Here is a 24,705-nt window from a genome sequence, read left to right on the forward strand (position 1 = left end):
CTCGTTGCGCCCCTTGTAGGCGAGAAGCTTCGCGCCGGACAATCACCGACACCGTCGATCCCGTCCGGCGCTTCAGAGTCCCGCTAGGCCCCGTGCGCGGTCAGACCCGGACGTACCGGAAATACCAGACCTCGTGGCCCTGGCGCCGCGCCTTCCGCTCGTACCGCGTCTCGGGCCAGTCGTCGGGACGCGTCAGGAAATCGTGCGGCGTCTCTGCCTGCCAGACGAAATCGCGCCGCGCATTCATGATCATCATCGACCAGCGGCAATAGGTCGGATCATCGGTGCCGAGCCGGAATTCGGCACCCGGCTTCAGCTTGGCGGCGATCGTGTCGAGCGGACCGTGATTGACCATGCGACGCTTGGCGTGGCGCGCCTTCCGCCACGGATCGGGATGGAGCAGGTACAGCCGGTCGAGGCTGGCATCGGGCAGCCGCTCGATCACTTCGAGCGCATCGCCCATGTACAGCCGCACATTGGTCAATTCGCCATCGCGGATGTGCGAGAGCGCACCGACCACGCCATTGAGGAACGGCTCGCAGCCGATGAACCCAACGCCAGGGTCCGCCGCGGCTTGGCCGGCAAGATGCTCGCCTGCGCCGAAGCCGATTTCGACATGCAGCGGACGGTCTTCGCCGAACAACATCGCAGCGGTGATCGGGCCCTCTTCGGGCACCGACAGGTCGGCGAGCGTTTCCTCGACGAGCGCGGCCTGGCCGAGGCGGAGCTTATGGCCTTGGCGTCGCCCGTACAGGCGGCGGATAATGGAAGGATCGGTCATCGCCGCGCGCTCTAGCGATCTGCGTGCCGCGCGCAAAGCGCCGTACGCGTGTTTCCGCTCGGATAGCGCCTGCCGCCCTGCGCGAGGTTGCGGTTTCGACGCTGCGGAATTTGCGCGACCGGACTCTGGCGTTGCCGCGATGCTTGCCGTACCGGATGACGGATGGGCGATCTGGATAGGCTGGTTCCATCGGGAATCATCGAACAATGGGTCTATCATCTGCGTCGCCAGCGTGCGCGGGCGGCAGATGCGATCTGGTTGATAGATCAGGGTTTTACTCTGCACGATGGGCATGGCGGCATGCCGCAGCACGATGCCACGGCGCGATGGCGGGCCGAGCAGGAGGCCGTGGTCGAGGAAGTGACCGCGTTGCTAGCGCTGTACGACGGAATCAATCTCGGAAAGATCGATGCCGACGCGACGTCGGACCATCTTTCGAGTTAATTGCTGTAACTTTGCCGCATGAGCCACCCCGTGACCTGCAGCGACGAGCTTTGGGGCATCTCCGGGTCGGTCATCGCCACGACAAACTCTGCCGACGCCATCATCTGGAGATGCTGATCGGCGAGTAGGAGATGTGCTGCGCGCGCCGCCTCGGTCTTCGAGCGCTGCGCAAGCAGCTTCTCCTGAACCGCGCGGTCGCGGTGGTAGGCGACCCGATCCTGCCACGCTTCGGCCGTGGTCGGAGGGTCCGACCGTTCACTGGTCATGCTCGTGTCCTCGTCGTTGGACGTTGATCTGGATCATCAATCCCAGCCTTCGCGCTACCGGTAATCCGGGCGGTCGGATGCCGACTTGCCATGAGCCGAGGCATCGATGCGGCGAAGATAGCGCCGCGGCGTGGTCCCCAAAAACCGGTTGGCATCCCGGAGGAAGTGCGATGCATCGAAATACCCAAAATTCGTGATCGTCGCGAAGTCCATTCCGGCCTCCTGAAACCGCTCCAGCGCGGCGATAAAGCGACGCCGCATCAACAGCGTCTTGGGGAAGCCAAACCAGCGCAGCGCAATCCGGCGAAGATTATGCGGCGAGGTCGACAGATGATCGGCGGCCGTCGCTGCATCGTCGACGTCCCCTGCGTCGATCAACGCCGTCAGCTGCGCGATCAGTGCGACGGTCGTGCCATCGAGCGGCGCGATGCCGCGTGCGACCACCGCATCGGCAAGCCGCGCAATCGTCCTGCCAGCGAGATCGCCCTTGTTCGTATCGGCGACGTCGTCGAGGCACGTGATCCCCAGGTCGGCCGCGCCGAGGATCCGATCGGCCACCGTTGCGGCGACAACGGGCGTCAGCCGCGACCAGTCGAGCGGGCTCAGCGGAATTTCGACCGGCGCCTTGCCATCGATCTGCAACGCGACCGGACGACTCGACGGACCGACGATGGCGACATCGGGCAGCCGATCATAATACCGGTTGCGGATCCGTGCCGAGACCCGCGTCCCTTCCGGGATCACCAGGATCCGCGCGGTTCCGGGCAGGCGCGAGACATCGAACGCACCCGTCGGGCGGTGCCGCACGTTGCCGAGCGCATCGATCCGCGACCGCAATTCGCCCTCCACCGAGCGTGTTGTCATCATCACCCCGTCGACGGCCGTCGTCGAGCGCATCGGAAAAACCAGCATCGTCACATCCCATTCTCGGGTGTGCACGACCAGCGTCGACCACTCCCTGCCAAGGCCAACACTTGATCGAGATTGTACAATGGCGAAATGTCCACGGGTCTCAAATGTGAGACGGGGAGACATGATCGGGTCATCGTAAATCCAGAGTTTTCGGGCGTTTGGCGCAGCGACCCGCTGTCGAACGGGGCCATCCCAGCGCTCACGAAACGAGCGCGATCAATTGCGCCAATCCGTTGGTGCCGGTCTTGGTGACGATCGCAGCGCGGTGGTTCTCGATCGTCTTGATGCTGAGGCCCAGCGCCCCCGCGATAGCCTTGTTGCTATGGCCGCGTACGAGCATGTCGAAGACCTGGCGTTCGCGCGCCGTCAGCAACGCGGTACGGCGTGACAGCAGGCGGCGGCTGTTCGACCATGCCACGCCTTCGGCAACCGCGGTCAGCAGGCGATCCTCGTCGATCGGCTTTTCGAGATAGTCGAGCCCACCATAGCGGCGGACGCTGTCGACCGCGTTGGCGGTGGTCGGCCACGCCGTCATGAACACCAACGCGACATCCGGATCGAGCTCGCGGACCGCATCGGCAAAGGTGAAACCATCCATGTCGCCCATCATCACGTCGGAGATGATGCAGGCGGCAGGGTCGCGGGGATAATCGTGCAGCAACGCGATCGGCTCGACGAACGCGCGGGCGGCGTGGCCATGCCGGGCGAGCAGCCGCGCGACGCTGGCCCCCAGATCGGCGTCATCGTCGAGCACGTACACCGCCGTCGGTCTGGAAGCGATCGAGGTCATGCGGCGTCTCCGACGAGCGTGCCGACCAGCGGGAGGGTGACGACATGCGCGATCCGCGCCAGTCCACGATCGGCGCGAGACAGCGTGCCGCCATGCGCCTCGACGATCGCCTTCGCCACGAGCGAGCCGACGCCCATGCCCTCATGGACGAGGGGGTGATCGGCACAATGATTGACCACGGCGATCGCGATCCGTTCGTCACGACGGGTCACGGCGATCTCGACCACGCCGTCGTCGGTAGCCTGCACGGCGTTGCGAACCAGATTGACGAGCGCCTGCGCAATTTCGATCTCCTGCGCCAGCACGGTCCACTCGGGATCGACGGGTGCGACCCGGATCGCGACACCGGCGACGCTTGCCTCGGGACGGGTCAGCGCCGTGACGGTGTCGAGCAGGGTCCCGATCGGCAACAGCGACGGCTCGTCGACCGCGCGACCGCCGAACCGGCGCAGTCGGCGGACCAACGTCGACAGCGTCGCGGTCTTGCGTTCGATGAGCCGCGCCGTCTCGGCGATATCGGGATCGGCGTTGCCGCTGATCTCGACCAGATGACGCGCCTCGATCGCGAGCGTGGACAGCGGTTGGCTGATCTCGTGGATGACCGCGACCGACATCGCCCGCAGCGTCTTGAGTCGTTCGGCCTGGAACAGCATCCGGTCGCGCCGAGCCACCGCGGCAAGCGCACGCGCTTCGGCATCGGCGAAGCTGCCTGCGAGATACCCGACCACGGCTACCGCGGCGAGGCTCATATGGAGCGCGAGCCGTTGGTCGACGGCCATCGCGCCAGTCGTTTCGGGCAGGACGAGAATCGCGGTGACGACGATCGCGGCCCACGCCGCGGCGCGGCCGAACCGCAGCCCGATCCAGGCGATCGCCAGCAATACCGGCGTCGCCGGGATGCCGAGGCCGATCGTCGCCAGCGTTCCGACCAGCCCGAGCGACACGCCGAGCACCAGCACGGCTTCCGCAATATGCCGGTGCGACGGAAACATCGCGGGCATCGCGGTCCTGCCGCTCGACAGATCGGCGATCCAGAGCAGCGGCGGCGCGATCAGCAGGACGCCGAGCATGTCGCCGACCGCAAATCCGGTCAACGACGCGATCACGTCGCGGACATTGGCGACGTTCGTGATGTCGGGCCGCATGATCGACCAGGGCAGCGCGAACGCGACGGCGGCCAGCGGCGCCAGAACGGAGGCGAGCCCGAGCGGCATCGGCGCGGTCGCCAGGCTACCGGTGGCGCCATCGGCAACCCGGCGCACCACCGCGACCGCGATGCCGTATGCGAGAACGGGGCTGGCGACACCGATTATACCGCGTGGCCATTCGGGTTGCGTGAACACGACGACCCCGGTCAGGCACTGGACGATGATCTCGGTGATCGCCGCGGCCGGTGCGAGACGCGCGCCGAACCGCCAGAACAAGGCGAGGCGAACCCCGGCAGCCGGAAACCAGAGCGAATAATAGCCAACCCCGCCCCACAGGACCGCCAGCCGGTGCAGCGCGACGAAGATGACGCCGTATCCTGCCAGCACCAGCCATTCGCGCTCGCGCGGCAACCAGCGTGCCTGGCCGTCGCGCGATGGCGCCAGTGCTGCGAGCTCGGCAGCATCGGCACGTTCGGCGGCGCGCTCGGCGTCACGATCGGCGGCGGAAAGGGGAACGGAAGCCATCCCCGCCTCGATACCGCGAACCACGCCGGGCAGAAGTAGGGAAATACCCGGACAGGAGGCCGCCGGCATGACCGGAGGCTGTGTACCGGGGTATTTCCCGGACTGACGCCGCTGGGTCGCCGCGCTTACCGACGGGGTCCCATCCAGTGTCCGGGAAATGCGATGTCGGCCCACGCACGATGAACTATTATCATAATATCGAGGGTGAACAGATCAGCCCGATGGTCCTGCCGACGATCTCGATCCGCGGCGACGACCTGCTTGGACTGCGGACCGTGAACGCGCCCGGCACGCATGCGCTGGCAAACCTGCGCGTCGACTACCGGCCCACCGACGCCGGCCAGCGGGCGATCGCGCGCGACGGGCATAGCGGGCCGGGGATCTATGCCTGTTTCTGGGACCGGGAGCTTTTCTATATCGGCACGTTTGCGGGTATCGGCCGGCCGACCAATGGCAACGTCGCCCGTGAACGCTGGACCAAGCATATCGCGGGAATGAGCTTTCGCGGTCACGGCGTCACGATCGGCGAACGGGCGCTCAACCAGATTGGCGACGACGCGCCGTCCCGCCTCGGCGACCTGCTGTTGGCGGCGGATCGCGCGCGCCTATCGAAGACGGCCGGCGCACTGCAAATGCACTATGAAAAGTTTCGGTTCGCGGCGCGGCACTGGGACGACTTCGCGCTACTCGACGAAGCGATGCTGGCGCGGTTCGCCTTCGTGTATTTGCGACCATCGCTGCATGGTCGGCTGGCGGGGATGGACAAGGCCACGCTCGATCCGCACCTCCGCGCGATGGAGCGAGGGATCGTCGCGTTGCTCGATCCGCCGTGCAATTGTGGATCGCTAAATCAGGACGGCGCGCCTGGCCCCGGTATCGCCAACACCGCAGAGGCAATGCGACAGGTCATGGATGCGCACCTGGCCGCGGTGCAGAGCGATCATCCGGAATATCGGTTGATGCCGCGCGGATCGCGTAGGATCTAGCCGCTTAACCGGATTTGGGCGGATCTCGGTACCTCGCCGTGCAGGTGCGATAGGTCGTGCTCATTGTACGTCCGGGGCAAGCGCGGTACGTCCCGCCGGGAACACGGTGCCGTCGAGCGCCGATCGGCGGCCTAACGACACGGGCGAAACATGGATTCCTCGGGCCTTGAGGCCGTTTTTCTCGCAAACCGCGATGCGCTGCTGCGGTTTATCCGCTCGCTCGGCGCGGCCGATGCGGCCGAGGATCTGCTGCACGAACTGTGGGTGCGGATCCAGACGGCGCCGAGCGGGCCGATCGCATCGCCGCTGTCGTATCTGTACCGGATGGCGAACAATCTGATGCTCGATCGCCACCGCGCGGCGCGGCAGGCGGAGAAGCGCGATCGGGCGTGGGCGGAGGCGACGGGCGGGCCTTCGCTCGATCGGTCCGAGGAGCCGTCCGCCGAACGCGTGCTGATTGCGCGCGAGCAGGCGGCGCTGGCGGAGGCGGCGTTGCAATCGGTCGGGATCCGCGCGGCACAGATATTCAGGCGCCACCGGATCGACGGGGTCGAGCAACGCGCGGTCGCCGCGGAGTTCGGCGTGAGCCTCAGCACCGTCGAGGGCGACCTCCGGAAAGCGTATCGCGCGATGATCGATGCAAAGCGCCGCTATGATACGTGAATCTTCAAGGGCGTACGCGATCGCCTCCGTCTTCGGCTATAGGAGGCCATGATGGCGGAGCATGACGATATCGACGCACGCGCGCTGGACTTGGCGGCCCTGGACTGGGTCGTCCGGACCGGCGGCGATGCGTTCGACGACTGGCCCGCGTTCCAGGCGTGGCTGGAGGCGGACCCGCGTCATGCGGCAGCGTATCATGCGATATCGGCGGATCTTGAGGATATGGCGGCCGCCGTACCGCCCGTGCAGGCAGCGCCGGTCGTCGTGACGGCCGCGCGCCGCCGCTGGCCGGTCTGGGCCGGCGGGGCGATCGCGGCGTCTTTGGCGCTCTTCGTCGGCTATGAAGCGACCCAGACGAGGCCGCATCCCTATGCCGTCGAGACGGCGGCGGGGGCGATGCGGACGGTTCGCCTCGCCGACGGCAGCAGCATCGCGATGGGCGGTGCGACGCGGCTGATGCTCGATCGCGACGACCCGCGGATCGCGACGCTGGAGCGCGGCGAGGCGATGTTCGTGGTCCGGCACGACGATAGCGATCCGTTCGAGGTAAGCGTCGGCGGCGCGCGGCTGGTCGACGTCGGTACCGCGTTCGACGTGAAGTTCGCGCTAGGTGAGACGCGCATCGCCGTGTCGGAGGGCGCGGTCGATTATAATCCGGGGCGCGAAGGCATCCGGCTCGTAAAGGGGCAGGGGCTGCTTGTGCGCGACGGCACGGCGACCGTTACGGCCGTCGATGTCGCCAGCGTCGGATCATGGCGCGACAGCGTGCTGGCCTATGAGGGCGCGACGCTGGCGGAGGTGGCGGACGACCTGTCGCGTGCGCTGGACGTCGACCTGCGCGCCGATCCGACCGTGGCGAAGCGGCCGTTCAGTGGCAGCATCGCGACCGCCAAGCTGGCGGGCGATCCCCGGCTCGCCGCGCCGCTGCTGGGTGTCGCGATCCGCAAGACCGGCGATCACTGGGTGATGTCCACGCGCTCGTGAGGATGCGCGGATGTCTGGTCGTCGCGGCGCTCGCCGTCGCCGCTCCTGCGCAGGCGGGTCCTCTGACTACCAGAGCGCCGGCGGTCGACTTGCCGGCGGGGCGTCTCGGCGACGCGGTGCTGGCGCTTGGGCGGCAGTCGGGGACGAGCATCGTCGTCGGCGATCCGGCGCTGTGGGGGCGGCGCGTGCCGGCGGTGCGTGGGCGAATGAGCGCGCGCGAGGCACTGGACCGGTTGGCGTCTGCGGTGAATGCGGATGTCGTCGCGGCGGGTCCAGTCGGGTGGCGGCTCGTGACGCGCGCGCCGCGTGTCGTGTCGGTCCGGGCGAAGAGGCCTAAAGTCATTCCGGTTGCCGCACCTGTGGCGGAAGGCGCGGATATCGTCGTGACCGGCAGCAAGCGCGACGTCAGGTTGCGCGATTTTGCGGGGCAAGTGGCGTTGCTCGATGGCGTCGACCTCGCACTTGGCGGCGCGGGCGGGACCGAGGCGATCCTGGCGCGGCTCGCGAGCGTGTCGTCGACGCATCTCGGTGCCGGCCGCAACAAGCTGTTCATCCGCGGCATCGCCGATTCGAGCTTCACCGGGCCGACCCAGACCACGGTGGGGCAATATTTTGGCGACCTGCGGCTGAGCTATAACGCGCCCGATCCTGATCTGCGGCTGTACGATATCGCCTCGGTCGAGGTGCTCGAAGGGCCGCAGGGCACGCTATACGGCGCGGGCTCGCTCGGCGGGATCATCCGCACCGTGCCGAACGCGCCGGAGCTGGGCGCGGTCTCCGCGTCGATCTCGGGCGGTCTCTCGGCGACGTGGCACGGCGATCCGGGCACAGATCTGGGGGCGACGCTGAACGTGCCGCTCGGCGAGCGCGTCGCACTGCGCGTCGTCGGCTACGGCGTGAGCGAGGGCGGCTATATCGACAATCCGGTGCTCGACCGGCGCGACGTCAACCGGACTCGGATCGGTGGCGGACGCGCGATGCTCCGGCTCGATGCGGGGAGCGGCTGGACCGTCGATCTCGGCGGGATCGGGCAATGGACCAAGGGCGACGACAGCCAATATGCCGATCGCGATGCGCCTGCTCTGACACGGTCGAGCGCGATCGTGCAGGGCTTCTCCGCGGATTACATGATGGGGCAGGTCGTCGTATCGGGCGCGATCGGCGGGCTAAAGGTCAGATCCTCGACCGGGATCGTCCGCCAGACGCTGACCGAACGGTACGATGCGACCCTGCCAGTAGTCGATCCGACGCTACCGGTTACCAACGGGCCTGCATTCGGCAGTCCCCTGACGACAGCTGCGGGCAGCCCGCGTGTGTTCGCCCAGCGCAATGCGACCGACATGATCGCGAACGAGACGCGGGTATGGCGGCCGATGCGGAACGGCTTCGGCTGGGTCGTCGGCGGCAGCTTCACGCATAATCGCACGAGATTGTCGCGCTCGCTCGGCCCGGTCGATGCGCCTGCGCCGGTGACGGGCGTGACCAACAGCATCGACGAGGCGACGCTGTACGGCGAGGGTAGCGTGCAACTGGTCCGCGGGCTGACCGCGACGGCGGGCGCGCGTCACGCGGGCATCGCTGGCCGGGACTGGTGAGGACATCGCGCCGGCGCGGCTGGAGACGGTTGCGCTGGCCCGTGCGCGCGTGACCGCGGACCGGATCGAGACGAGCGTGCTGCCGTCCGCCTCGCTGATCGCCGCGGTACTCCCGAAATTATCGTTGTACGGACGATATCAGCAGGGCTTCCGTCCTGGAGGTCTCGCGATCGAGAGCGATTTCGTGCGGCGGTTCGAGAATGATCGCGTGCGGACGCTGGAGAGCGGCGTGCGCTATGGGCTGGCGGGGGTCGACAGCGCGTATCTGTCGGCGAGTGTGTCGCACACGATCTGGCAGGATATCCAGGCGGACTTCATCGACGCGACGGGCCTGCCGAGTACCGCCAATATCGGTGACGGGCGGATCTGGACGTTCAGCGCGACCGGCGGGTGGAAGCCGGTCGCAGGGCTGACGCTCGACGCGGGCTTCACCTACAATGACAGCCGCGTGACCGAACCCAGCGCCAATCTGTTCGTGGCGCTCGCGCGGATGAGCCAGGTGCCGAACATCGCGCGCTATGCCGGGCGGCTGGGGGCGGATTACCGGCGCGATGTCGGCCGCGATCTGGAACTGCGAGTGTATGGTTGGGCGCGCTATGTCGGTCGATCGCGGCTGGGCGTGGGCCCCGTACTCGGTGAGGAGCAGGGGGATTATCTCGACACGGCGCTGACCGCGCGGGTCGGGCGCGCGTCGTTGGGGGTGACGTTCGGAGTGACGAATTTAACGGATAGCGTCGGCAACCGGTTCGCGCTGGGGACGCCGTTCCAAGTGGGGAGTGGCCAGATTACGCCACAGCGTCCGCGGACGGTGCGGATCGGGCTGGACGCTGCGTTCTAGCTAACCGTTCGATCCTCCCCCTGGCGGGGAGGATCCAGCTTTCACACGTTCGCCAGTGCGCGCTGGTCGGCGGGGAGCAGCGCCAGCGCGGTCTTGTAGCAGTCTTCGACGTGCGAGTTGCCGACCAGCTTCATCGCGCCGAAGCTGATCGTCGCAGCCACCGCCGAGCCCGCAAACGGGATGAACTTCGCCATCGATCCGACCGCCACGCGGGCGCCGACGCGACGCAGCAGGGCGGCGACGATACGCTTGGTCACCATCCGGCCGATCATCGTGTTGCCGAGACTCGACGCCATCACCAGCGCCTGCTGCGCGAGTTGCGGCTCCATTGTCTTAACCTGGTCGTGATCGAGGCCGAAGCGCTTGCTGATCTTGGGCAGCAGCTTGGTGAGCAGGCCGATGTCCGCGACGATATCCGCGCCGGGGATCGGCACGACCGCCGCGCCCGCCGACATCATCGAGCGCGTCGTGACGAGACGCTTGCTGTCGTCGCGGATGCGGTCGAGTTCGGCGATAGTGGTGATCATGCTGGCAATTCCCTGAAATTATCGAGCCGATAACGCGCCGCCGCGATCCTGGTGCCGCGCGATAATGCACCGCAGTTCAAGGTTAGCGGGTCACGCCTCCGTCCTCTCTTCGAAAACACATCGAAAAGGGTTCCGTATGCGTCGTCTCCTGCTGACCACCACCTGCCTGTTCGCGGTCACGTCGCCGCTCCATGCGCAGACCGTCATCGACACCAAGCGGACCGATGCGGTGCGGACCTCGACGATCAAGGCAGGCGCAGCCGACAACCTCAAGATCGTCGCGGCCGGGTCGGTCACGCCGACCAGCGGCACCGCGGTGACCGTCGACAGCGTCAATTCGGTCGTGAACGAAGGCACGATCCAGGTCACCAACGCCGATGGCTCGACCGGCATCGTCGCCAACGCAGGCACTGGCGGCGGCATCACCAACGCGACCGCCGGCAAGATCATCATCGACGAAAGCTATACGGCCACCGACACCGACAAGGACGGCGATCTCGACGGCCCGTTCGCAGCAGGCACCGGGCGCACCGGGATCCGCACCGCGGGCGCGTATGCTGGCGCGATCGTCAACAGCGGCGCGATCACGATCGAGGGCAACAACTCCGCCGGCATCTGGCTCGGCGGACCGCTGACCGGTGCGTTCACGCACGATGGCCAGACCTCGGTCACCGGCGACGGATCGACCGGCGTGCGGATCGCCGACGTCACCGGCAACGTCCGGCTCGCCGGCACGATCGCGGCGATCGGGCAGGGCGCGGTCGCCGCGCGTATCGATGGCGACATTGCAGGCGCGCTCGTCGTTCAGGGCGCATTGGGGTCGACCGGCTATCGGTCGGTCACCGCGCCCGCCGATACCAGCAAGCTCGATGCCGACGACCTGTTGCAGGGCGGCTCGGCCCTGATCGTCGCCGGCAACGTCTCGGGCGGGATCATCTTCGCGGTCCCGCCAAAGGATGCGAGCACCACCGATACCGACGAGGACAAGGACGGGCTGCTCGACAGCGCCGAAGGTTCGGCGGCGATCACCTCCTATGGCGCGGCGCCCGCGGTGCAGATCGGCTCGGCCACGCGTGCGGTCGCGATCGGTGCGGTGGCGGGCTCTGGCACCGGTTTCGGGCTGATCATCGACGGCGGGATCGTGGGGAGCGGTGTCTATGGCGGCATCGAAGGCACCGGTCTCGCGATCGGCGGGCTCGGCGGCACGGTGACGATCGCGGGCGGGATCGGCATCAACGGGACCGTGGCGGCGGCGGCGAACGGCGCGAGCGCGACCGCGTTGAAGCTCGGCAGCGGTGCGTCGACCGCTGAGATCCGCAACGCTGGCACGATCTCGGCGGCGGGGGGCGGCACGGCGGCATCGCGCTCGACCGCGGTCCTCGTCGATACCGGCGCCTCGGTCGCGACGATCCGCAACAGCGGCACGATCAAGGCCACCGCGCAAGCCGCCGACGGTACCGCGATCGGCATCCTCGACCGGTCGGGAACGGTGACGCTGGTGGAGAATAGCGGCGGGATCGGCGCGTCGGGTGCGCTCGCCACATCCGAGCGCAACGTCGCGATCGATCTCTCGGCGAACACCACCGGCACGATCGTCCGCCAGACGGCGGTCGCGACCGGCATCGCTGCCCCCGCGATCGTCAGCGACGTGCGCTTCGGCAGCGGCAACGACCTGTTCGACGTTGCGGACGGCACCGTCGCTGGCACCGCACGGTTCGGCACCGGGAACGACCGACTGGCGTTGTCGGGCGACGCGACCTTCACCGGCGCCGCGGTGTTCGGCGCGGGCAACGACGCGCTGACGCTCGCCGGTACGTCGGTCTTCAGCGGCGCGGCGGACTTTGGCGGGGGTAGCGATACGCTGACGCTCGGCGGCACCGCGCGCTTCGCCGGCACGCTCGCCAATGCGCAAGGGCTTGCGGTTGCGGTCAATGGTGGCACGCTGGACATCACCAAGGCTGCGTCGATCGCCTCGCTGGCGGTGACCGGCGGCGGCGTGCTGGCGGTAACGCTCGACAAGACCGGGGGCACCGGCACGATGATCCAGGTCGCCGGCACCGCGTCGTTCGACAAGGACTCGAAGCTCGCGCTGAAGCTCACAAGCGTTGTCGATGCGGAGGGGCGTTACGTCGTGCTGCGCGCCGGCACGCTGACGGGGGCGGCCAATCTGACCGCGACGACGACCGCCTTGCCGTTCCTCTACAAGGGCAGCATCGCGACCAATACGGGCAACGACCTGACCGTAGACGTGCTGCGCAAATCGTCGACCGAACTCGGTTTCAATCGCTCGCAGGCGTCGGCCTATGATGCGGTCTACAAGGCGCTCGGCAACGACGCGAAGGTCGGCGGCGCGTTCCTCACCATCACCGATGGCGACGCATTCCGGGGCTCGGTCCGCCAGATGCTGCCCGAGCATGCCGGCGGCACGTTCGAGGCGGTCACGATGGGCTCGCGCGCGACCGCCCGCGTGCTTGCCGACCCGCACGGCCCGTTCAAGGACGAAGGCAAATGGGGCTATTGGGTGACGCAGGTCGCGTGGGGCACGTCGAAGAGCATCGCCGACACCGCGGGCTATGACATCACCGGCTGGGGCGTTTCGGCAGGCGCGGAGTACAAGACCGGGGTGGGCAATTTCGGTACTTCGCTCGCGTATCTCAACGGCCAGGATGCCGATGACGGCACCGACAATGAAGTGCGGTCGAACCAATATGAGCTGGCCGGATATTGGCGCGGCCACTGGGGCGATCTTCAGACCAATGCGCGCGTTTCCGGGGCACGGATAGCGTTCGACGGCACCCGCCAGTTCAGCGGCGCGATCGGCAGCGAGGCGGTCGATCGGACGTCCAAGGGCGACTGGAACGGCACGCTATACTCCGCGTCGGGTGGCATGTCGTGGGACGGCGGCAAGGGTATCTTCGTGTTCCGCCCGGTGCTCGCGATCGACTATTACAAGCTCCAGGAGGACGGTTACAGCGAGACCGGTGGCGGCAAGGCGATCGACCTCGTGGTGCGCTCGCGTACGAGCGACGAACTGGCGGTGACGGCGAGCACGGCGCTGGGGCTGAACTTCGGCGGATTGAGCCCGGACCAGGGATGGTTCCGCGTCGAGGCCGAGGGCGGTCGGCGCGAACTGGTCGGTGGCGGGCTCGGGGCGACGACGGCGTCGTTCGAGGGCGGGCAGTCGTTCACGCTGACGCCGGAAGAGCGGACCAGCGGCTGGGTCGGCAAGCTGCGCGCGGTCGGCGGCAGCTCGGCGTTCCGGATGGGCGGCGAGTTCGGCGCCGAGCAGCAACAGGGCCGTGTGGCGCTGTCGTTGCGGGCGAGCTTGCAGATCGGGTTGTAGGGGTTTCTGCTCCCCTCCCCTTCAGGGGAGGGTTGGGGGTGGGGCAGTTTCCCGCATGAGCCGCCCGTGGTGACGCCCCACCCCAACCCTCCCCTGAAGGGGAGGGAGTTTTACGCGCGCGTCTGCCAGCCACCGCCTAGCGCACGGAACAGGTCGACTTGGGCGCCGGCGATCCGGGCATCCGCTGCAGCCAGGTCCGTATCGGTATCCGCCAGCGTCCGTTCCGCATCGAGCACGTCGAGGAAGTCGATCTGGCCTTCGCGCTGGCGGGCGCGGGTGATGCGGGCGGCGGTGGCGGCGTTGTCGTGCGCGGATTGCAACTGCGTGCGGCGATCGAGTTCGCGGGCGTAGTTCGACAGCGCGGTCTCGGTTTCCTCGAGTGCCGTGAGCACGCTGCCGTCGAAATTGGCGAGCGCGCCGCGCGAGTCCGCCTCGGCACCGGCGATGCGCGCGCGGGCGGCGGACTGGTTGAGCGACCAGTTCAGCAGGGGGCCGAGCAGCCAGCGGATCGGGCCACCGGTGAAGATGTCGCCGATACTGAGTGCGGTCGAGCCGATCGACCCGCCGAGCGAGATCTGCGGATAGAGCTGCGAGGTCTGCACGCCGATCCGTGCGGTCGCCGCCGCGAGACGGCGTTCGGCGGCGTGGACGTCGGGGCGGCGGGCTAGCAACGCGGCACCGTCGCCGATCGGGATCGGCTGGTCGAGGCGCGGCGTGGTGGTGCGGGCGCCGGCGGTGGCGGGCAGGTCCTGCGGGGTGCGGCCGGTGAGCGTGGCGAGGCGGAAGAGAGCGGCCTGGCGCTCGGCCTCGATCTGCGGGATGTTGGCGGCGCGCTGGTCACGCAAGGCTGCGATCCGGACTTGGTCCAGGCGAGCTGCGCGACCGGCGTCGACGCGCTTGCCGGTCAGCGTATTCGACTTGTCGAGCAGGTCGACGATCCGCCGGGCGACCGCCAGGCGTTCGGCGGACGAGGCTGCATCGACATAGGCGCGGGTGGTGGCGGCGACGATCGAGACGCGCACGGCGTCCGCATCGGCCTGCGCGGCGCCGACGTCACCGCGGGCTGCTTCGACGTTGCGGCGGACTCGGCCGGCGAGATCGACTTCGTAGCTGACGTCCAGGCCTACGTCGTAGGTGGCGCGCTCACGATCGAGACCGGGCAGGTTCTGGAGTTGCGAGGTGCGCGCGTAATTGCCGCTCGCGCCCGCGTTCACCTGTGGCTCGCGGTCAGTCTTCGCGCCGCGCAGGGATGCGCGGGCGCTGTCGAGCCGGGCGACGGCGACACGCAGGTCGGTGTTCGCTGCGAGCGCATCCGCAACGAGGCCGTCGAGGACCGGGTCGCGGTACATCCGCCACCAGTCGTTGTCGGGCGCCGTGGTTACGGTGGCGGCATTCGCGGTGACGAACGATGCCGCCGCCTTGGGTGGGGTGATCGGCGCGACATAGTCGGGGCCGGCGGCGCAGGCGGCGAGCGTCAGCGCCGAGAGGCTCGCGAGGAGGACGGACTTCATGATGCTGGTCCTATTCGGCTGGCTGAAGGGTCGCGGCGGGGGCGGGACGGCGGCGTTCGAACCGCAGCGCCAGCGCCCGTGCGACGACATAGAAGGTGGGGGTGAAGAGCAGCCCGAACCCGGTCACGCCGATCATCCCGAAGAACACCGCCGTCCCGAGCGCTTGGCGGAGTTCCGCACCGGCACCGGTCGCAATCACTAGCGGCACCGCGCCGAGGATGAACGCGAAGCTCGTCATCAGGATCGGCCGCAACCGGTCCTTCGCTGCGCGTACCGCCGCCTCGACCGGGGTGAGCCCGTCCTGTTCCTCGGCCTGCTTGGCGAACTCGACCACGAGGATCGCGTTCTTCGCCGCCAAGGCAATCAGCACGACCAGGCCGATCTGCGTGAGGACGTTGTTGTCCATACCTCGCAGGTTCACGCCGGTCATTGCAGCCAACAGGCACATCGGCACGATCAGGATGATCGCGAGCGGCAACGTCAGGCTCTCGTACTGGGCGGCGAGCACAAGGAAGACGAACACCACCGCCATACCGAAGACGAGCGCGGCGGTGCTGCCTGCCGCCTTCTGCTGGTAGGCGATGCCGGTCCATTCGTGCGCGTAGCCGGCAGGGAGCGACGCATCGGCGAGCTTCTCCATCGCGACGAGCGACTGGCCGGACGAATAGCCCTTGGCGGTGTCGCCATCGACCTCGACCGCGGGGAACAGGTTGTAGCGGACCACTCGGTACGGGCCGGTCTTATCCTTGAACGTCGAGACCGAACCGACCGGGACCATCTGGCCCGAGTTGGAGCGTGTCTTGAGGTTGGCGATGTCCGCGGTGGTGTTGCGGAACGGTGCGTCAGCCTGGGCGGTAACGCGGTAGGTACGGCCCAACAGGTTGAAGTCGTTGACGAACGCCGAGCCGAGGTAGACCTGCAATGCCTCGAACACGCGCTCCGGTGGGACGCCGAGGAGGTTGGCCTTGGCGCGATCGACGTCGGCGAAGATGCGCGGCGTGGCGGTGTCGAAGAACGTGTAGATCTGGGCGAGACCCTTGGTCTGGTTCGCCTGGCCGATCAGCGCGTAGCTCGTCTTGCCGAGATCGGCGTATCCGTGGCCGCCCTGGTCCTGCACCATCAGGCGATAGCCGCCGGCGGAGCCGATGCCCTGGATGAGCGGCGGCGGGACGATCAGCAGGCGCGCTTCGGTGATGTCGCCGGTCGCCTTCTGCGATTCCGCCATGATGCTCGCGAGCGTGACGCCGAGTTTCTTGCGTTCCTCGAAGCTCTTGAGCGGGATGTAGGCGGCGGCCGAGTTGGGGGCGAGCGTTTGCGACGGGCCGTCGAAGCCCGCGAGCATGACCGCGCCCTTGACGCCGGCGAGCGGCAGGATGCGCTTGGCGACCTTCTGCATGACTGCGTCGGTGCGCTCGACGGACGAGCCGGGCGGAAGCTGGATGACGGTCAGGAAGTAGCCCTGATCCTGTGCGGGAACGAAGCCCGACGGCGTGATCGTGAACACGCCTACGGTGACCGCGATCAGTGCGGCATAGGCGATCATCATGCGCTTCGGTGCGGTGACTAGGCGCGCGGTGAGGCGGGCATAGCTTTCGCTCATCCGCTCGAACCCGCGGTTGAAGGCATCGCCGGCGCGGCGAACGGTGCGGGTCAGGCGGTTGCCGGAATCGGCGGGGGCGGTCGGCTTGAGCAGCATCGCGGCGAGTGCCGGCGACAGCGTCAGCGAGATGAGCAGCGAGATGATCGTCGCGGTCGAGATCGTCACCGCGAACTGTCGGTAGAACGCGCCGGAGAGGCCGGTGAGGAACACGGTCGGGATGAACACCGCGCACAGCACGAGCACGATCGCGACAAGCGCGCCCGACACTTCGTCCATCGACGTCCGCGCCGCCTCCAATGGGGAGAGCCCGTGTTCGAGGTTGCGCTCGACATTCTCGACCACAACGATCGCATCATCGACGACGATGCCGATCGCGAGGACGAGGCCGAACAGCGACAGGTTGTTGAGGCTGTACCCGGCGGCGGCGAGCACCGCGAAGGTACCGATCAGCGAGACCGGGATCGCCACAATCGGGATGATCGCCGCACGCCACTTCTGCAGGAAGACGAGAATCACCAGGACCACGAGGACCATGGCTTCGAACAACGTGTGCTTCACCGCGTCGATCGACTGCGCGATGAATTCGGTCGGGTTGTAGATGACCTTGTATTCGAGGCCCTTGGGGAAGCGCTTCGACATGCTTTCCATCTCGGCGGTAACGGCTTGTGCCGCGCCGAGCGCGTTCGAGCCGGGACGCTGGAAGACTGCGGCGATGACCGTGGGCTTGCCGCTGAGATAGGTGTTGGCGCCGTAATCCTGTGCGCCGAGCTCGACGCGGGCGACGTCCGAGACGCGGACCTGACGGCCTTGCGCGTCGGTGCGGATGACGACGTCGGCGAACTGTTTGGGATCGGTCAGGCGGCCCTGCGTCTCGACGTTGAGCTGGAACGCGCTGTTGCCCTTGTCATAAGGCGGCTGGCCGAGCGTGCCCGCGGCGACCTGGACGTTCTGCGCGCGCAACGCCGCGACGATCTCGCCGGCGGTGAGGTCGAGCGCGGCGGCGCGGCCGGGGTCGATCCAGACGCGCATCGAATAGTCGCGTGCGCCGAACAGCTGCACGTCGCCGACGCCGTCGATGCGGCTGAGGCGATCGCGGACCTGCGTCAGCGCGTAGTTGGAGATGTAGCCGCGATCGAGCGAGTTGTCGGGCGAGACGAGGTTCACCACCATCAGGAAGTCGGGCGACGTCTTGCGCGTCACCACGCCGAGACGCTGGACGTCTTCGGGCAGGCGCGGAACGGCGACCGCAACACGGTTCTGGACCAGCACCTGCGCCGCGTCCAAATTTGTGCCGATCTTGAAGGTGACGGTGATCGTGACCTTGCCGTCCCCGGTCGATTGCGACGACTGGTACAGCATGTTGTCGACGCCGTTGATCTCCTGCTCGATCGGCGCGGCGACGGTTTCGGCGACCGTCTCGGCGGAGGCGCCGGGATAGGTCGCGCTGACGGTGACGGTGGGGGGGACGATGTCGGGATATTGCGACACCGGCAGCGTCATGTAGGCGATCGCACCGACGATCGTGATGATCACCGCGATCACGCCCGCGAAGATCGGCCGGGTGATGAAGAAGCGCGAGAAGCGCATGGGAATTTCCTCGGTAGAGGGGCGATCCGTCCGCGCACGCCCCGTCATCCTGACGAAAGTCAGGCCCCAGGATTACTCAGCGGGACGTGTCGAACTCTGGGTCCTGACTTTCGTCAGGATGACGGAATTGGTCGGGTAACGACGTTACTTCGCGAGCGTGGCTTCACCCGAGATAGGCTGGACCGATGCCGGCGCAGTCGTACCCGACGCTACCACGATCCGGCCGACCTTCGGCGCAACCGTGGCACCCGGCATCGCCATCTGCGTACCCTGGATAATGATCCGGTCGTTCGGCCCGATCCCCGAACGCACGATCCGCAGCCCATCGACCACCGGGCCGAGTTCGACCGGCTTCTGGCTCACGACGTTCTTCGCATCGATCGTCAGCAGAACCTTGCGCGCCTGATCGGTCTGCACCGCATCGTCGGGCACCAGCAGAGCCTGCCGCGTCCCCGCACTGGCGAGGCGCATGTTGCCGAACATCCCCGGCGTCAGGAAATACCCCGGGTTGGCGAGCACCGCGCGGCCGCGGATCGTGCCCGAGCGCTGGTCGAGGCCGTTGTCGGTGAAGTCGAGCTTGCCCTTCCAGCGATGCTCGGTCTCGTCCTGCAACTGGATCTCGACCGGCGCCGGGGTCGCACCCGGCTGACGCGCGCGCTGTGTCTTGAGGTACAGCGCCTCGGAGCCATCGAACGTGAAGTAGATCGGGTCGAGCGCGTTGATCGTCGTCAGCACCGTGCCGCCGGTGCCTTCGCCGCCCGCGACCTGGTTGCCCGCATCGACGCGGCGATCGGAGATGCGACCACCGATCGGCGCGCGAACCTGGGTGAAACCGACATCGAGGGCGCGGGCGCGTTCGCGGGCCTGGGCTGCGGCGAGTGCGGCCTGGGCCGCTTCAAGCTTGCCGCGAAGGGCGTCGACCTCGCCAGCGGAGACTGCCTCATCGGCGACCAAACGTTGTGCGCGACCAAGATCGGTGCGGGCCAGCGATAGAGCGCTCTTGGCACTGGCAACGTTGGCATGCGCCTCAGCCAGAGCAGCGGCGAACGGACGGGAATCGATCGTGAAGAGCAATTGCCCTTTGCTGACGATCTCGCCGTCGCGGAAATGGATGCCGGTGACTTCACCCGCGACGCGCGGACGGATCTCGACCGTCCGGCTCGGTGCGAAGCGGCCGACATAATCGTCCCATTCGCTGACCTGCCGCACCAGCGGCGATGCGACCGTAACGGACGCCGGCGGCGGTGCCGCCATCGCCGCGTCGGGATGATCGAACATCTTCACGCCGACCGCCCCGAGCAACGCGATCGGCACGAGCACCATCGCGCCGCGCTGCCAGGCCGGCCGTCGGTGACGGTCCGCGGGCGGCGACGCGATGACGTCGGCGTCGTTCGCGGCCGTGATCGTGGTAAGTTGGTTCACGCTGCGATGCTCCGCTTCTGCTGGATGCCGACGCGCATGCCGGTCACGCTCTCGACGAGCGTTTCGATCTGTGCCTCGGCAAAGCCGGCGGCGAGGAAGCCCTGGATCTCGGCCATCGGCAGCGCGAAGCCGCGGCGCCAGGCGTACACGGCCATCCGCCGCAGCGCCTCGAGCCGGGGGTCGGCGAGCCGCGACGCGGTGCTCAGGCCGAACAGGCTGCCCATTGCGCGCGACATGCGGCTCGGGCCGGACAGGCTGCGCAGCGTATCGCGCTTGGCTAGGGCGATGACGCTCCATTCCAGCGCGGAGAAGCCGGTCGGGGCAGGGGCGGCGATCGTCTGCGTGCGGCTGGTGACGGGCGAAGCGAACATGTTGTCGAGGTCGAGATAAGCCATGGGATTGTCCCCCTTTGATCTTGGGCAAGCGCTGGCCGTCGTCGGTGGACGGTCCACCGACGTCAGCTGGTCGCAGGGCGTGCGCGGTCGTTGCCGGCACATCACCGTGCCGCGCTTGCCCGCTTGGAATTTTCGAAAGTTCGGCCGAAGCCTAGGTTTTAACCGTGGTCATGGGTTGGTGTCCCCGGTTGCCCCATCCGAAGTAGGAGAGAGCTTCGATACCAGTCGGTATATAAACCTGGCGTTCATCTAGTCAACAGACTTTTGTACCGGCCGGTATTTTTCCCGCAGCGCGGTAGAAACCGTGTCTATTTGGTCGGCCACATCAGCATGCTGGTCTCGACGAGCTGTTTCAGCTCGACGCAGGTCGCGCCCGATCCAGCCTGGATCGAGAGCCCCTGCATGATCGCGAAGAGGTAGCGCATCAGCGCGTGCGACTCGAGGCCTTCAGGGAACTCGCCCGCCGCCTTGGCTTCGTCGAACCGCTTCATAAGCGCGGACTCGGACGACGCGCGGCGCTTCGCGACTTCGGCCTTGATAGGCTCGGCTTCGGCGCTGCATGCGACGCTGCTGATGACGCTGAGGCAGCCCTTGGGGTCGCACGTGCTCATCTGCATCTGCAGCGCGCCCCGAAGCAGGTTTTCCGCTACGGCACGCGCGGTCGGTGCGGCCAGCGCAGACGTCATATACGCCAGCTTCTCGCGCTCGTAGAGGTCGAGCGCCTTGTGGAACAGCGCCTCCTTGTTGCCGAACGCCGCATAGAGACTGGGCTTGGTAATGCCCATCTCCGCGGTCAGTTCGGCCATCGACGCGCCCTCATAGCCATTGCGCCAGAACACGCGCAACGCACCCGCCAGCGCTTCGTCGAGATCGAACTCGCGGGGGCGGCCCTTGGGGGCGGTGAGCGTGCAAAGCCTATTCATACCGGTCGGTATATAGGGACGCACGGCGAAACGTCCAGCGAGTAGAACGCTTTGGGCTCGGCTCTGCTCAGCGGGGGAGCAGGCACGGGGTTGCCGTTCCGATCACCGCAGGCGAGGATACGCGCCTGTCAGGGGAGTAGATCATGCAACGTCGGACTTTCATCGCGGCTTTGCCCGCCGCCGCGCTGTTGCCGGCGATGTCGGGAGCGCAGACCGGCACGCGAGGCACGCCGGGTAGTCAGGGTGCGCAAGGGCCGGGGCAGGGCGGTGCGCCGCAATTCGCAACTGCCGCTGAAGCCCCATTGCCGCCGGTGTGGGAGGCCGGGCAGGACCGCTTTATCCGGCCGGACGTGCATGCCGGCGATCGCCCGGTCGGCGCGAGTTTCGCGTCGCGGACCGCGGCTTACGGCCTGAACGGTGCGGCGGGGACCGCGCATCCGCTGGCGACGCAGGCGGGGATCGACATCCTCAAGCGCGGCGGCTCGGCGGTCGATGCGGCGATCGCGATCAATGCGTGCCTCGGGTTTCTCGAGCCGACGTCGAGCGGGATCGGCGGCGATGCCTATGCGATGATCTGGGATCCGAAGCTGAAGAAGGTCGTCGGGCTGGCGGGCTCGGGCAAGAGCCCGCGCGGCCTGAGCCTGGAGACGGTCCGCGCGCGGGCGAAGAACGGTGCGCTGCCGGCGCTGGGTGCGCTCAGCGTATCGGTGCCGGGCGCGGTCGATGCGTGGTGGCAGATGCACCAGCGCTACGGCAAGCTGCCCTGGGCCGACCTGTTCCAGCCGGCGATCGCGCATGCCGAGGCGGGCGCGCCGGTTCCCGATATCATCGCTTATTATATCCGCCGCAGCCTGGTTGCGTTCCAGCGGCCCGGCAACGGGCTCGAGGAGGTCGCCAACGCGCTGCGCACCTATGGCCTGGCGGACGGCAAGGGGCCGGCGCTGGGGCAGGTGTTCCGCAACGCGGATCTTGCGCGCACCTATCGCGCGATCGCCGCGGGTGGCCGCGATGCGTTCTATCAGGGCGATCTGGCGCGGGCGGCCGACCGGTATTTCAAGCGGATCGGCGGGTGGCTGCGGTATGAGGATCTTGCCGCGCATCGCTCGGAGTGGATCGAGCCCAATCAGACCGATTATCGCGGGACGACGGTCCATGCGCTCGGCGCGAACACGCAGGGGCTGGCGACGTTGCAGATGCTCAACATCCTCGAACGCTTCGATCTGAAGAAGGCGGGGTTCCAGTCGGCGCTGTCGATCCACCTCCAGGCGGAGGCCAAGCGTTTGGCGTACGAGGACCGCGCTCGCTATTACGCGGACCCGCATTTCGCCAAGCAGCCGGTCGAGTGGCTGATCTCGAAGGAGTATGCGGCCGAACGCGCGAAGCTGATCCGGCCCGACCGGATACTGACCCCGGTCTATCCGGGGCAGGCACCAAGCCGTGGTGACACCACCTATTTCAGCTGTGCCGACAAGGACGGACTGATGGTGTCGATGATCCAGTCGAATTTCCGCGGCATGGGATCGGGGCTGGTGGCGGACGGGCCGGATGGACGGACGTTGGGCTTCATGTTCCAGGATCGCGGGCAGCTGTTCAGCCTGAAGGACGGCCATCCCAACATCTATGCGCCGGGCAAGCGGCCGTTCCAGACGATCATTCCGGGGTTCGCGACGCGCGGGGGCGATCCGTGGATGAGCTTCGGCGTGATGGGCGGCGACATGCAGCCGCAGGGCCAGACGCAGATCATCGTCAACCGCGTCGATTACGGGCTGGAGATCCAGTCGGCGGGGGATTCGCCGCGCTGGCATCACGAGGGATCGTCGCAGTCGATGGGCGAGGATGCCGCGGGGCTAGGGCCGACCGGGTTGCTCAGGCTGGAAAGCGGCGTGCCGCTGGCGACGCGGAAACGGCTCGCAGAGATCGGCTGGACGATCGGCGATGCCGATGGCGGGTTCGGCCGCTACGAATGCGTCGAGCACCGCATGGATGGACCTACGCGAGTCTATGCGGCGGCGAGCGAGATGCGCGCGGATGGGTGTGCACTGGCGTATTGAGGCAGCTTGTGTCCCCGCGAAGGCGGGGACACAGACTGGGCTCCCGCCTTCGCGGGAGAACAATTCAGGTTTAGCGACTTAGCGCCCCACGGCGGTATACGCGAAGCCGGCCTGTTCGACGTCGGTGCGCTGATACACGTTGCGGAGATCGACCATTACCGGCGCTGCAAGCAGCCCCTTCAACCGGGGAGATCGAGCGCGCGATACGCGTCCCACTCGGTCACGATCACCACCGCGTCGGCGCCGTCGGCCGCATCATAGGCGTCGGTGCAGTATACCAGATCGGGCAGCATCGCCTTGGCCTGCTCCATGCCTTCGGGATCATGCGCACGTACCGTCACGCCCGCATCTGCCAGTGCGGTCGCGATCGCCAGGCTCGGGGCGTCGCGCATGTCGTCCGTGTTCGGCTTGAAGGTCAGACCCAGCAGCGCGACCGTCTTGCCGCGCGGGCTGTCGCCGAGCGTCGCCAGCACTTTGCGTCCCATCGCGCGCTTGCGGCTGTCGTTCACCTTCACCACTGCTTCGACGATGTGCACCGGAGTCTGGTAGTCTTCCGCGGTCTTGAGCAGCGCCAGCGTGTCCTTGGGGAAGCACGAACCGCCATAGCCTGGTCCTGCATGCAGGAATTTCTTGCCGATCCGGTTGTCGAGCCCGATCCCGCGCGAGACGTCCTGGACGTCGGCGCCGACCGCTTCGCAAAGGTCCGCGATCTCGTTGATGAAGGTGATCTTGGTCGCGAGAAACGCGTTGGCCGCATATTTGATCAACTCGGACGTTCGCCGGCCGACGAACAGGATCGGCGATTCGTTGAGGTACAGCGGGCGGTACACATCGCGCATCACCTGCTTCGCCCGTTCGTCCTCGGTGCCGATGACGATCCGGTCGGGGCGCTTGAAATCGCCGATCGCGGCGCCTTCGCGCAGGAATTCGGGGTTCGAAACGACCGCGACGTCGATGTCGGGCCGCTTCTCGCGCAGGATCGCCTCGACCCGGTCGCCGGTGCCGACGGGCACGGTCGACTTGGTCACGACCACGGTCGGACCCGTGATCGCCACCGCGATTTCCTCGGTCGCGGCAAAGACATAGCGGAGATCGGCATGACCGTCGCCGCGTCGCGACGGCGTTCCGACGGCAATGAAGATCGCATCCGCGCCCGCTACCGCACTGGCCAGATCGGTCGTGAAGGTGAGGCGGCCAGCGGCGACGTTGGAGGCGACGAGCAGGTCGAGCCCGGGTTCGAAGATCGGCATGCGGCCGGCATGAAGCGCGTCGATCTTGGCCTGATCCATGTCGACGCAGCAGACGTCATGCCCGAAATCCGAGAAGCACGCGCCGGAAACGAGACCGACATACCCTGAACCGATCATTGTGATGCGCATATTCACGTTCCTCGAGACCCGACCTCCCTATTGGG

19 protein-coding genes and 1 pseudogene are annotated in these 24,705 nt (G+C 67.4%); 8 read left to right on the forward strand and 12 right to left on the reverse strand.

From position 1 onward, the window contains the following. Nucleotides 1-100 precede the first annotated feature (100 nt). Nucleotides 101-781 (reverse strand): tRNA (guanine(46)-N(7))-methyltransferase TrmB, encoded by a 681-nt coding sequence (trmB, locus tag QP181_RS18375; RefSeq protein ID WP_333929412.1) that lies wholly within the window; start codon nt 779-781, stop codon nt 101-103. Between the two features lie 162 nt (nt 782-943). Here trmB and QP181_RS18380 point away from each other — a divergent pair, with 162 nt between their 5' ends. Continuing rightward, a complete protein-coding gene (locus QP181_RS18380) occupies nt 944-1,225 on the forward strand; it encodes a hypothetical protein (protein ID WP_333929413.1) in 282 nt (93 codons plus the stop codon). Here the strand turns inward: QP181_RS18380 and QP181_RS18385 are convergent. The 4 genes from QP181_RS18385 to QP181_RS18400 form a co-directional block, all read right to left on the reverse strand. Further along, entirely contained in the window at nt 1,222-1,491 is a 270-nt protein-coding gene (locus QP181_RS18385; protein WP_132737707.1) for a hypothetical protein, read from the reverse strand. The genes QP181_RS18380 and QP181_RS18385 overlap by 4 nt on opposite strands. A 54-nt stretch (nt 1,492-1,545) precedes the next feature. Next, the gene (locus tag QP181_RS18390) at nt 1,546-2,403 is read right to left on the reverse strand and encodes a helix-turn-helix domain-containing protein (protein WP_333929414.1); all 858 of its coding nucleotides are present in this window, start codon (nt 2,401-2,403) and stop codon (nt 1,546-1,548) included. Nucleotides 2,404-2,602: 199 nt separating this feature from the next. Further along, complete coding sequence (locus QP181_RS18395; protein WP_332755511.1) at nt 2,603-3,193, reverse strand: response regulator transcription factor; 591 nt, start codon at nt 3,191-3,193, stop codon at nt 2,603-2,605. Next, a complete protein-coding gene (locus QP181_RS18400) occupies nt 3,190-4,866 on the reverse strand; it encodes an ATP-binding protein (protein WP_333929415.1) in 1,677 nt (558 codons plus the stop codon). The genes QP181_RS18395 and QP181_RS18400 overlap by 4 nt, the downstream gene beginning before the upstream one ends. Before the next feature lie 179 nt (nt 4,867-5,045). On the opposite strand from QP181_RS18400, the gene QP181_RS18405 reads away from it, so the two are divergent. The 5 genes from QP181_RS18405 to QP181_RS18425 all read left to right on the forward strand — a co-directional run bounded on the left by QP181_RS18405 (nt 5,046) and on the right by QP181_RS18425 (nt 9,932). Continuing rightward, the gene (locus tag QP181_RS18405) at nt 5,046-5,852 is read left to right on the forward strand and encodes a hypothetical protein (protein ID WP_333929416.1); all 807 of its coding nucleotides are present in this window, start codon (nt 5,046-5,048) and stop codon (nt 5,850-5,852) included. 150 nt (nt 5,853-6,002) lie between these two features. Next, nucleotides 6,003-6,515 (forward strand): sigma-70 family RNA polymerase sigma factor, encoded by a 513-nt coding sequence (locus QP181_RS18410; RefSeq protein WP_333929417.1) that lies wholly within the window; start codon nt 6,003-6,005, stop codon nt 6,513-6,515. Nucleotides 6,516-6,566: 51 nt separating this feature from the next. Next, the gene (locus QP181_RS18415) at nt 6,567-7,499 is read left to right on the forward strand and encodes a FecR family protein (protein WP_333929418.1); all 933 of its coding nucleotides are present in this window, start codon (nt 6,567-6,569) and stop codon (nt 7,497-7,499) included. A gap of 2 nt (nt 7,500-7,501) precedes the next feature. Continuing rightward, on the forward strand, nt 7,502-9,094 hold the full coding sequence (locus QP181_RS18420; RefSeq protein WP_333929420.1) for a TonB-dependent receptor plug domain-containing protein: 1,593 nt from the start codon (nt 7,502-7,504) through the stop codon (nt 9,092-9,094). A 49-nt stretch (nt 9,095-9,143) separates the two neighbouring features. Then, nucleotides 9,144-9,932, forward strand: a complete 789-nt coding sequence (locus QP181_RS18425) for a TonB-dependent receptor domain-containing protein (RefSeq protein ID WP_333929421.1) — start codon at nt 9,144-9,146, stop codon at nt 9,930-9,932. Between the two features lie 41 nt (nt 9,933-9,973). Here QP181_RS18425 and QP181_RS18430 read toward each other — a convergent pair whose 3' ends face one another. Next, a complete protein-coding gene (locus tag QP181_RS18430) occupies nt 9,974-10,459 on the reverse strand; it encodes a hypothetical protein (protein WP_333929422.1) in 486 nt (161 codons plus the stop codon). Nucleotides 10,460-10,595: 136 nt separating this feature from the next. On the opposite strand from QP181_RS18430, the gene QP181_RS18435 reads away from it, so the two are divergent. After that, the gene (locus tag QP181_RS18435; RefSeq protein WP_333929423.1) at nt 10,596-13,802 is read left to right on the forward strand and encodes an autotransporter outer membrane beta-barrel domain-containing protein; all 3,207 of its coding nucleotides are present in this window, start codon (nt 10,596-10,598) and stop codon (nt 13,800-13,802) included. A gap of 110 nt (nt 13,803-13,912) precedes the next feature. On the opposite strand, the gene QP181_RS18440 is transcribed toward QP181_RS18435, so the two are convergent. From QP181_RS18440 to QP181_RS18460, 5 genes are all read right to left on the reverse strand, one after another. After that, entirely contained in the window at nt 13,913-15,313 is a 1,401-nt protein-coding gene (locus tag QP181_RS18440) for an efflux transporter outer membrane subunit (RefSeq protein WP_207901149.1), read from the reverse strand. Nucleotides 15,314-15,323: 10 nt separating this feature from the next. Continuing rightward, nucleotides 15,324-18,500: an efflux RND transporter permease subunit gene (locus tag QP181_RS18445; RefSeq protein WP_333929424.1), complete on the reverse strand. Its 3,177-nt coding sequence runs from the start codon at nt 18,498-18,500 to the stop codon at nt 15,324-15,326. 144 nt (nt 18,501-18,644) lie between these two features. Continuing rightward, the gene (locus QP181_RS18450) at nt 18,645-19,922 is read right to left on the reverse strand and encodes an efflux RND transporter periplasmic adaptor subunit (RefSeq protein ID WP_443027567.1); all 1,278 of its coding nucleotides are present in this window, start codon (nt 19,920-19,922) and stop codon (nt 18,645-18,647) included. Continuing rightward, nucleotides 19,919-20,317 carry a hypothetical protein gene (locus QP181_RS18455; RefSeq protein WP_333929425.1) on the reverse strand — a complete coding sequence of 133 codons (399 nt, stop codon included), beginning with the start codon at nt 20,315-20,317 and terminating at the stop codon, nt 19,919-19,921. The genes QP181_RS18450 and QP181_RS18455 overlap by 4 nt, the downstream gene beginning before the upstream one ends. Nucleotides 20,318-20,625: 308 nt before the next feature. After that, nucleotides 20,626-21,240 (reverse strand): TetR/AcrR family transcriptional regulator, encoded by a 615-nt coding sequence (locus QP181_RS18460; protein ID WP_333929426.1) that lies wholly within the window; start codon nt 21,238-21,240, stop codon nt 20,626-20,628. 143 nt (nt 21,241-21,383) lie between these two features. Here QP181_RS18460 and QP181_RS18465 point away from each other — a divergent pair, with 143 nt between their 5' ends. After that, complete coding sequence (locus tag QP181_RS18465; RefSeq protein ID WP_333929427.1) at nt 21,384-23,291, forward strand: gamma-glutamyltransferase family protein; 1,908 nt, start codon at nt 21,384-21,386, stop codon at nt 23,289-23,291. A 78-nt stretch (nt 23,292-23,369) separates the two neighbouring features. On the opposite strand, the pseudogene QP181_RS18470 reads toward QP181_RS18465, so the two are convergent. Further along, a pseudogene (locus QP181_RS18470) lies at nt 23,370-24,670 on the reverse strand (UDP-glucose dehydrogenase family protein). Nucleotides 24,671-24,705: the final 35 nt, after the last annotated feature.

It is taken from the genome of Sphingomonas sp. LR55 (assembly GCF_036856015.1).
GTDB lineage: Bacteria > Pseudomonadota > Alphaproteobacteria > Sphingomonadales > Sphingomonadaceae > Sphingomonas.

What these genes read in the sequence shown, in the direction of transcription:
- trmB (WP_333929412.1), bottom strand. Translation starts at nt 781, where the DNA reads ATGACCGATCCTTCCATTATCCGCCGCCTGTACGGGCGACGCCAAGGC.
- QP181_RS18380 (WP_333929413.1), top strand. Translation starts at nt 944, where the DNA reads ATGGGCGATCTGGATAGGCTGGTTCCATCGGGAATCATCGAACAATGG.
- QP181_RS18385 (WP_132737707.1), bottom strand. Translation starts at nt 1,491, where the DNA reads ATGACCAGTGAACGGTCGGACCCTCCGACCACGGCCGAAGCGTGGCAG.
- QP181_RS18390 (WP_333929414.1), bottom strand. Translation starts at nt 2,403, where the DNA reads ATGCTGGTTTTTCCGATGCGCTCGACGACGGCCGTCGACGGGGTGATG.
- QP181_RS18395 (WP_332755511.1), bottom strand. Translation starts at nt 3,193, where the DNA reads ATGACCTCGATCGCTTCCAGACCGACGGCGGTGTACGTGCTCGACGAT.
- QP181_RS18400 (WP_333929415.1), bottom strand. Translation starts at nt 4,866, where the DNA reads ATGGCTTCCGTTCCCCTTTCCGCCGCCGATCGTGACGCCGAGCGCGCC.
- QP181_RS18405 (WP_333929416.1), top strand. Translation starts at nt 5,046, where the DNA reads ATGAACTATTATCATAATATCGAGGGTGAACAGATCAGCCCGATGGTC.
- QP181_RS18410 (WP_333929417.1), top strand. Translation starts at nt 6,003, where the DNA reads ATGGATTCCTCGGGCCTTGAGGCCGTTTTTCTCGCAAACCGCGATGCG.
- QP181_RS18415 (WP_333929418.1), top strand. Translation starts at nt 6,567, where the DNA reads ATGGCGGAGCATGACGATATCGACGCACGCGCGCTGGACTTGGCGGCC.
- QP181_RS18420 (WP_333929420.1), top strand. Translation starts at nt 7,502, where the DNA reads ATGCGCGGATGTCTGGTCGTCGCGGCGCTCGCCGTCGCCGCTCCTGCG.
- QP181_RS18430 (WP_333929422.1), bottom strand. Translation starts at nt 10,459, where the DNA reads ATGATCACCACTATCGCCGAACTCGACCGCATCCGCGACGACAGCAAG.
- QP181_RS18435 (WP_333929423.1), top strand. Translation starts at nt 10,596, where the DNA reads ATGCGTCGTCTCCTGCTGACCACCACCTGCCTGTTCGCGGTCACGTCG.
- QP181_RS18440 (WP_207901149.1), bottom strand. Translation starts at nt 15,313, where the DNA reads ATGAAGTCCGTCCTCCTCGCGAGCCTCTCGGCGCTGACGCTCGCCGCC.
- QP181_RS18445 (WP_333929424.1), bottom strand. Translation starts at nt 18,500, where the DNA reads ATGCGCTTCTCGCGCTTCTTCATCACCCGGCCGATCTTCGCGGGCGTG.
- QP181_RS18455 (WP_333929425.1), bottom strand. Translation starts at nt 20,317, where the DNA reads ATGGCTTATCTCGACCTCGACAACATGTTCGCTTCGCCCGTCACCAGC.
- QP181_RS18460 (WP_333929426.1), bottom strand. Translation starts at nt 21,240, where the DNA reads ATGAATAGGCTTTGCACGCTCACCGCCCCCAAGGGCCGCCCCCGCGAG.
- QP181_RS18465 (WP_333929427.1), top strand. Translation starts at nt 21,384, where the DNA reads ATGCAACGTCGGACTTTCATCGCGGCTTTGCCCGCCGCCGCGCTGTTG.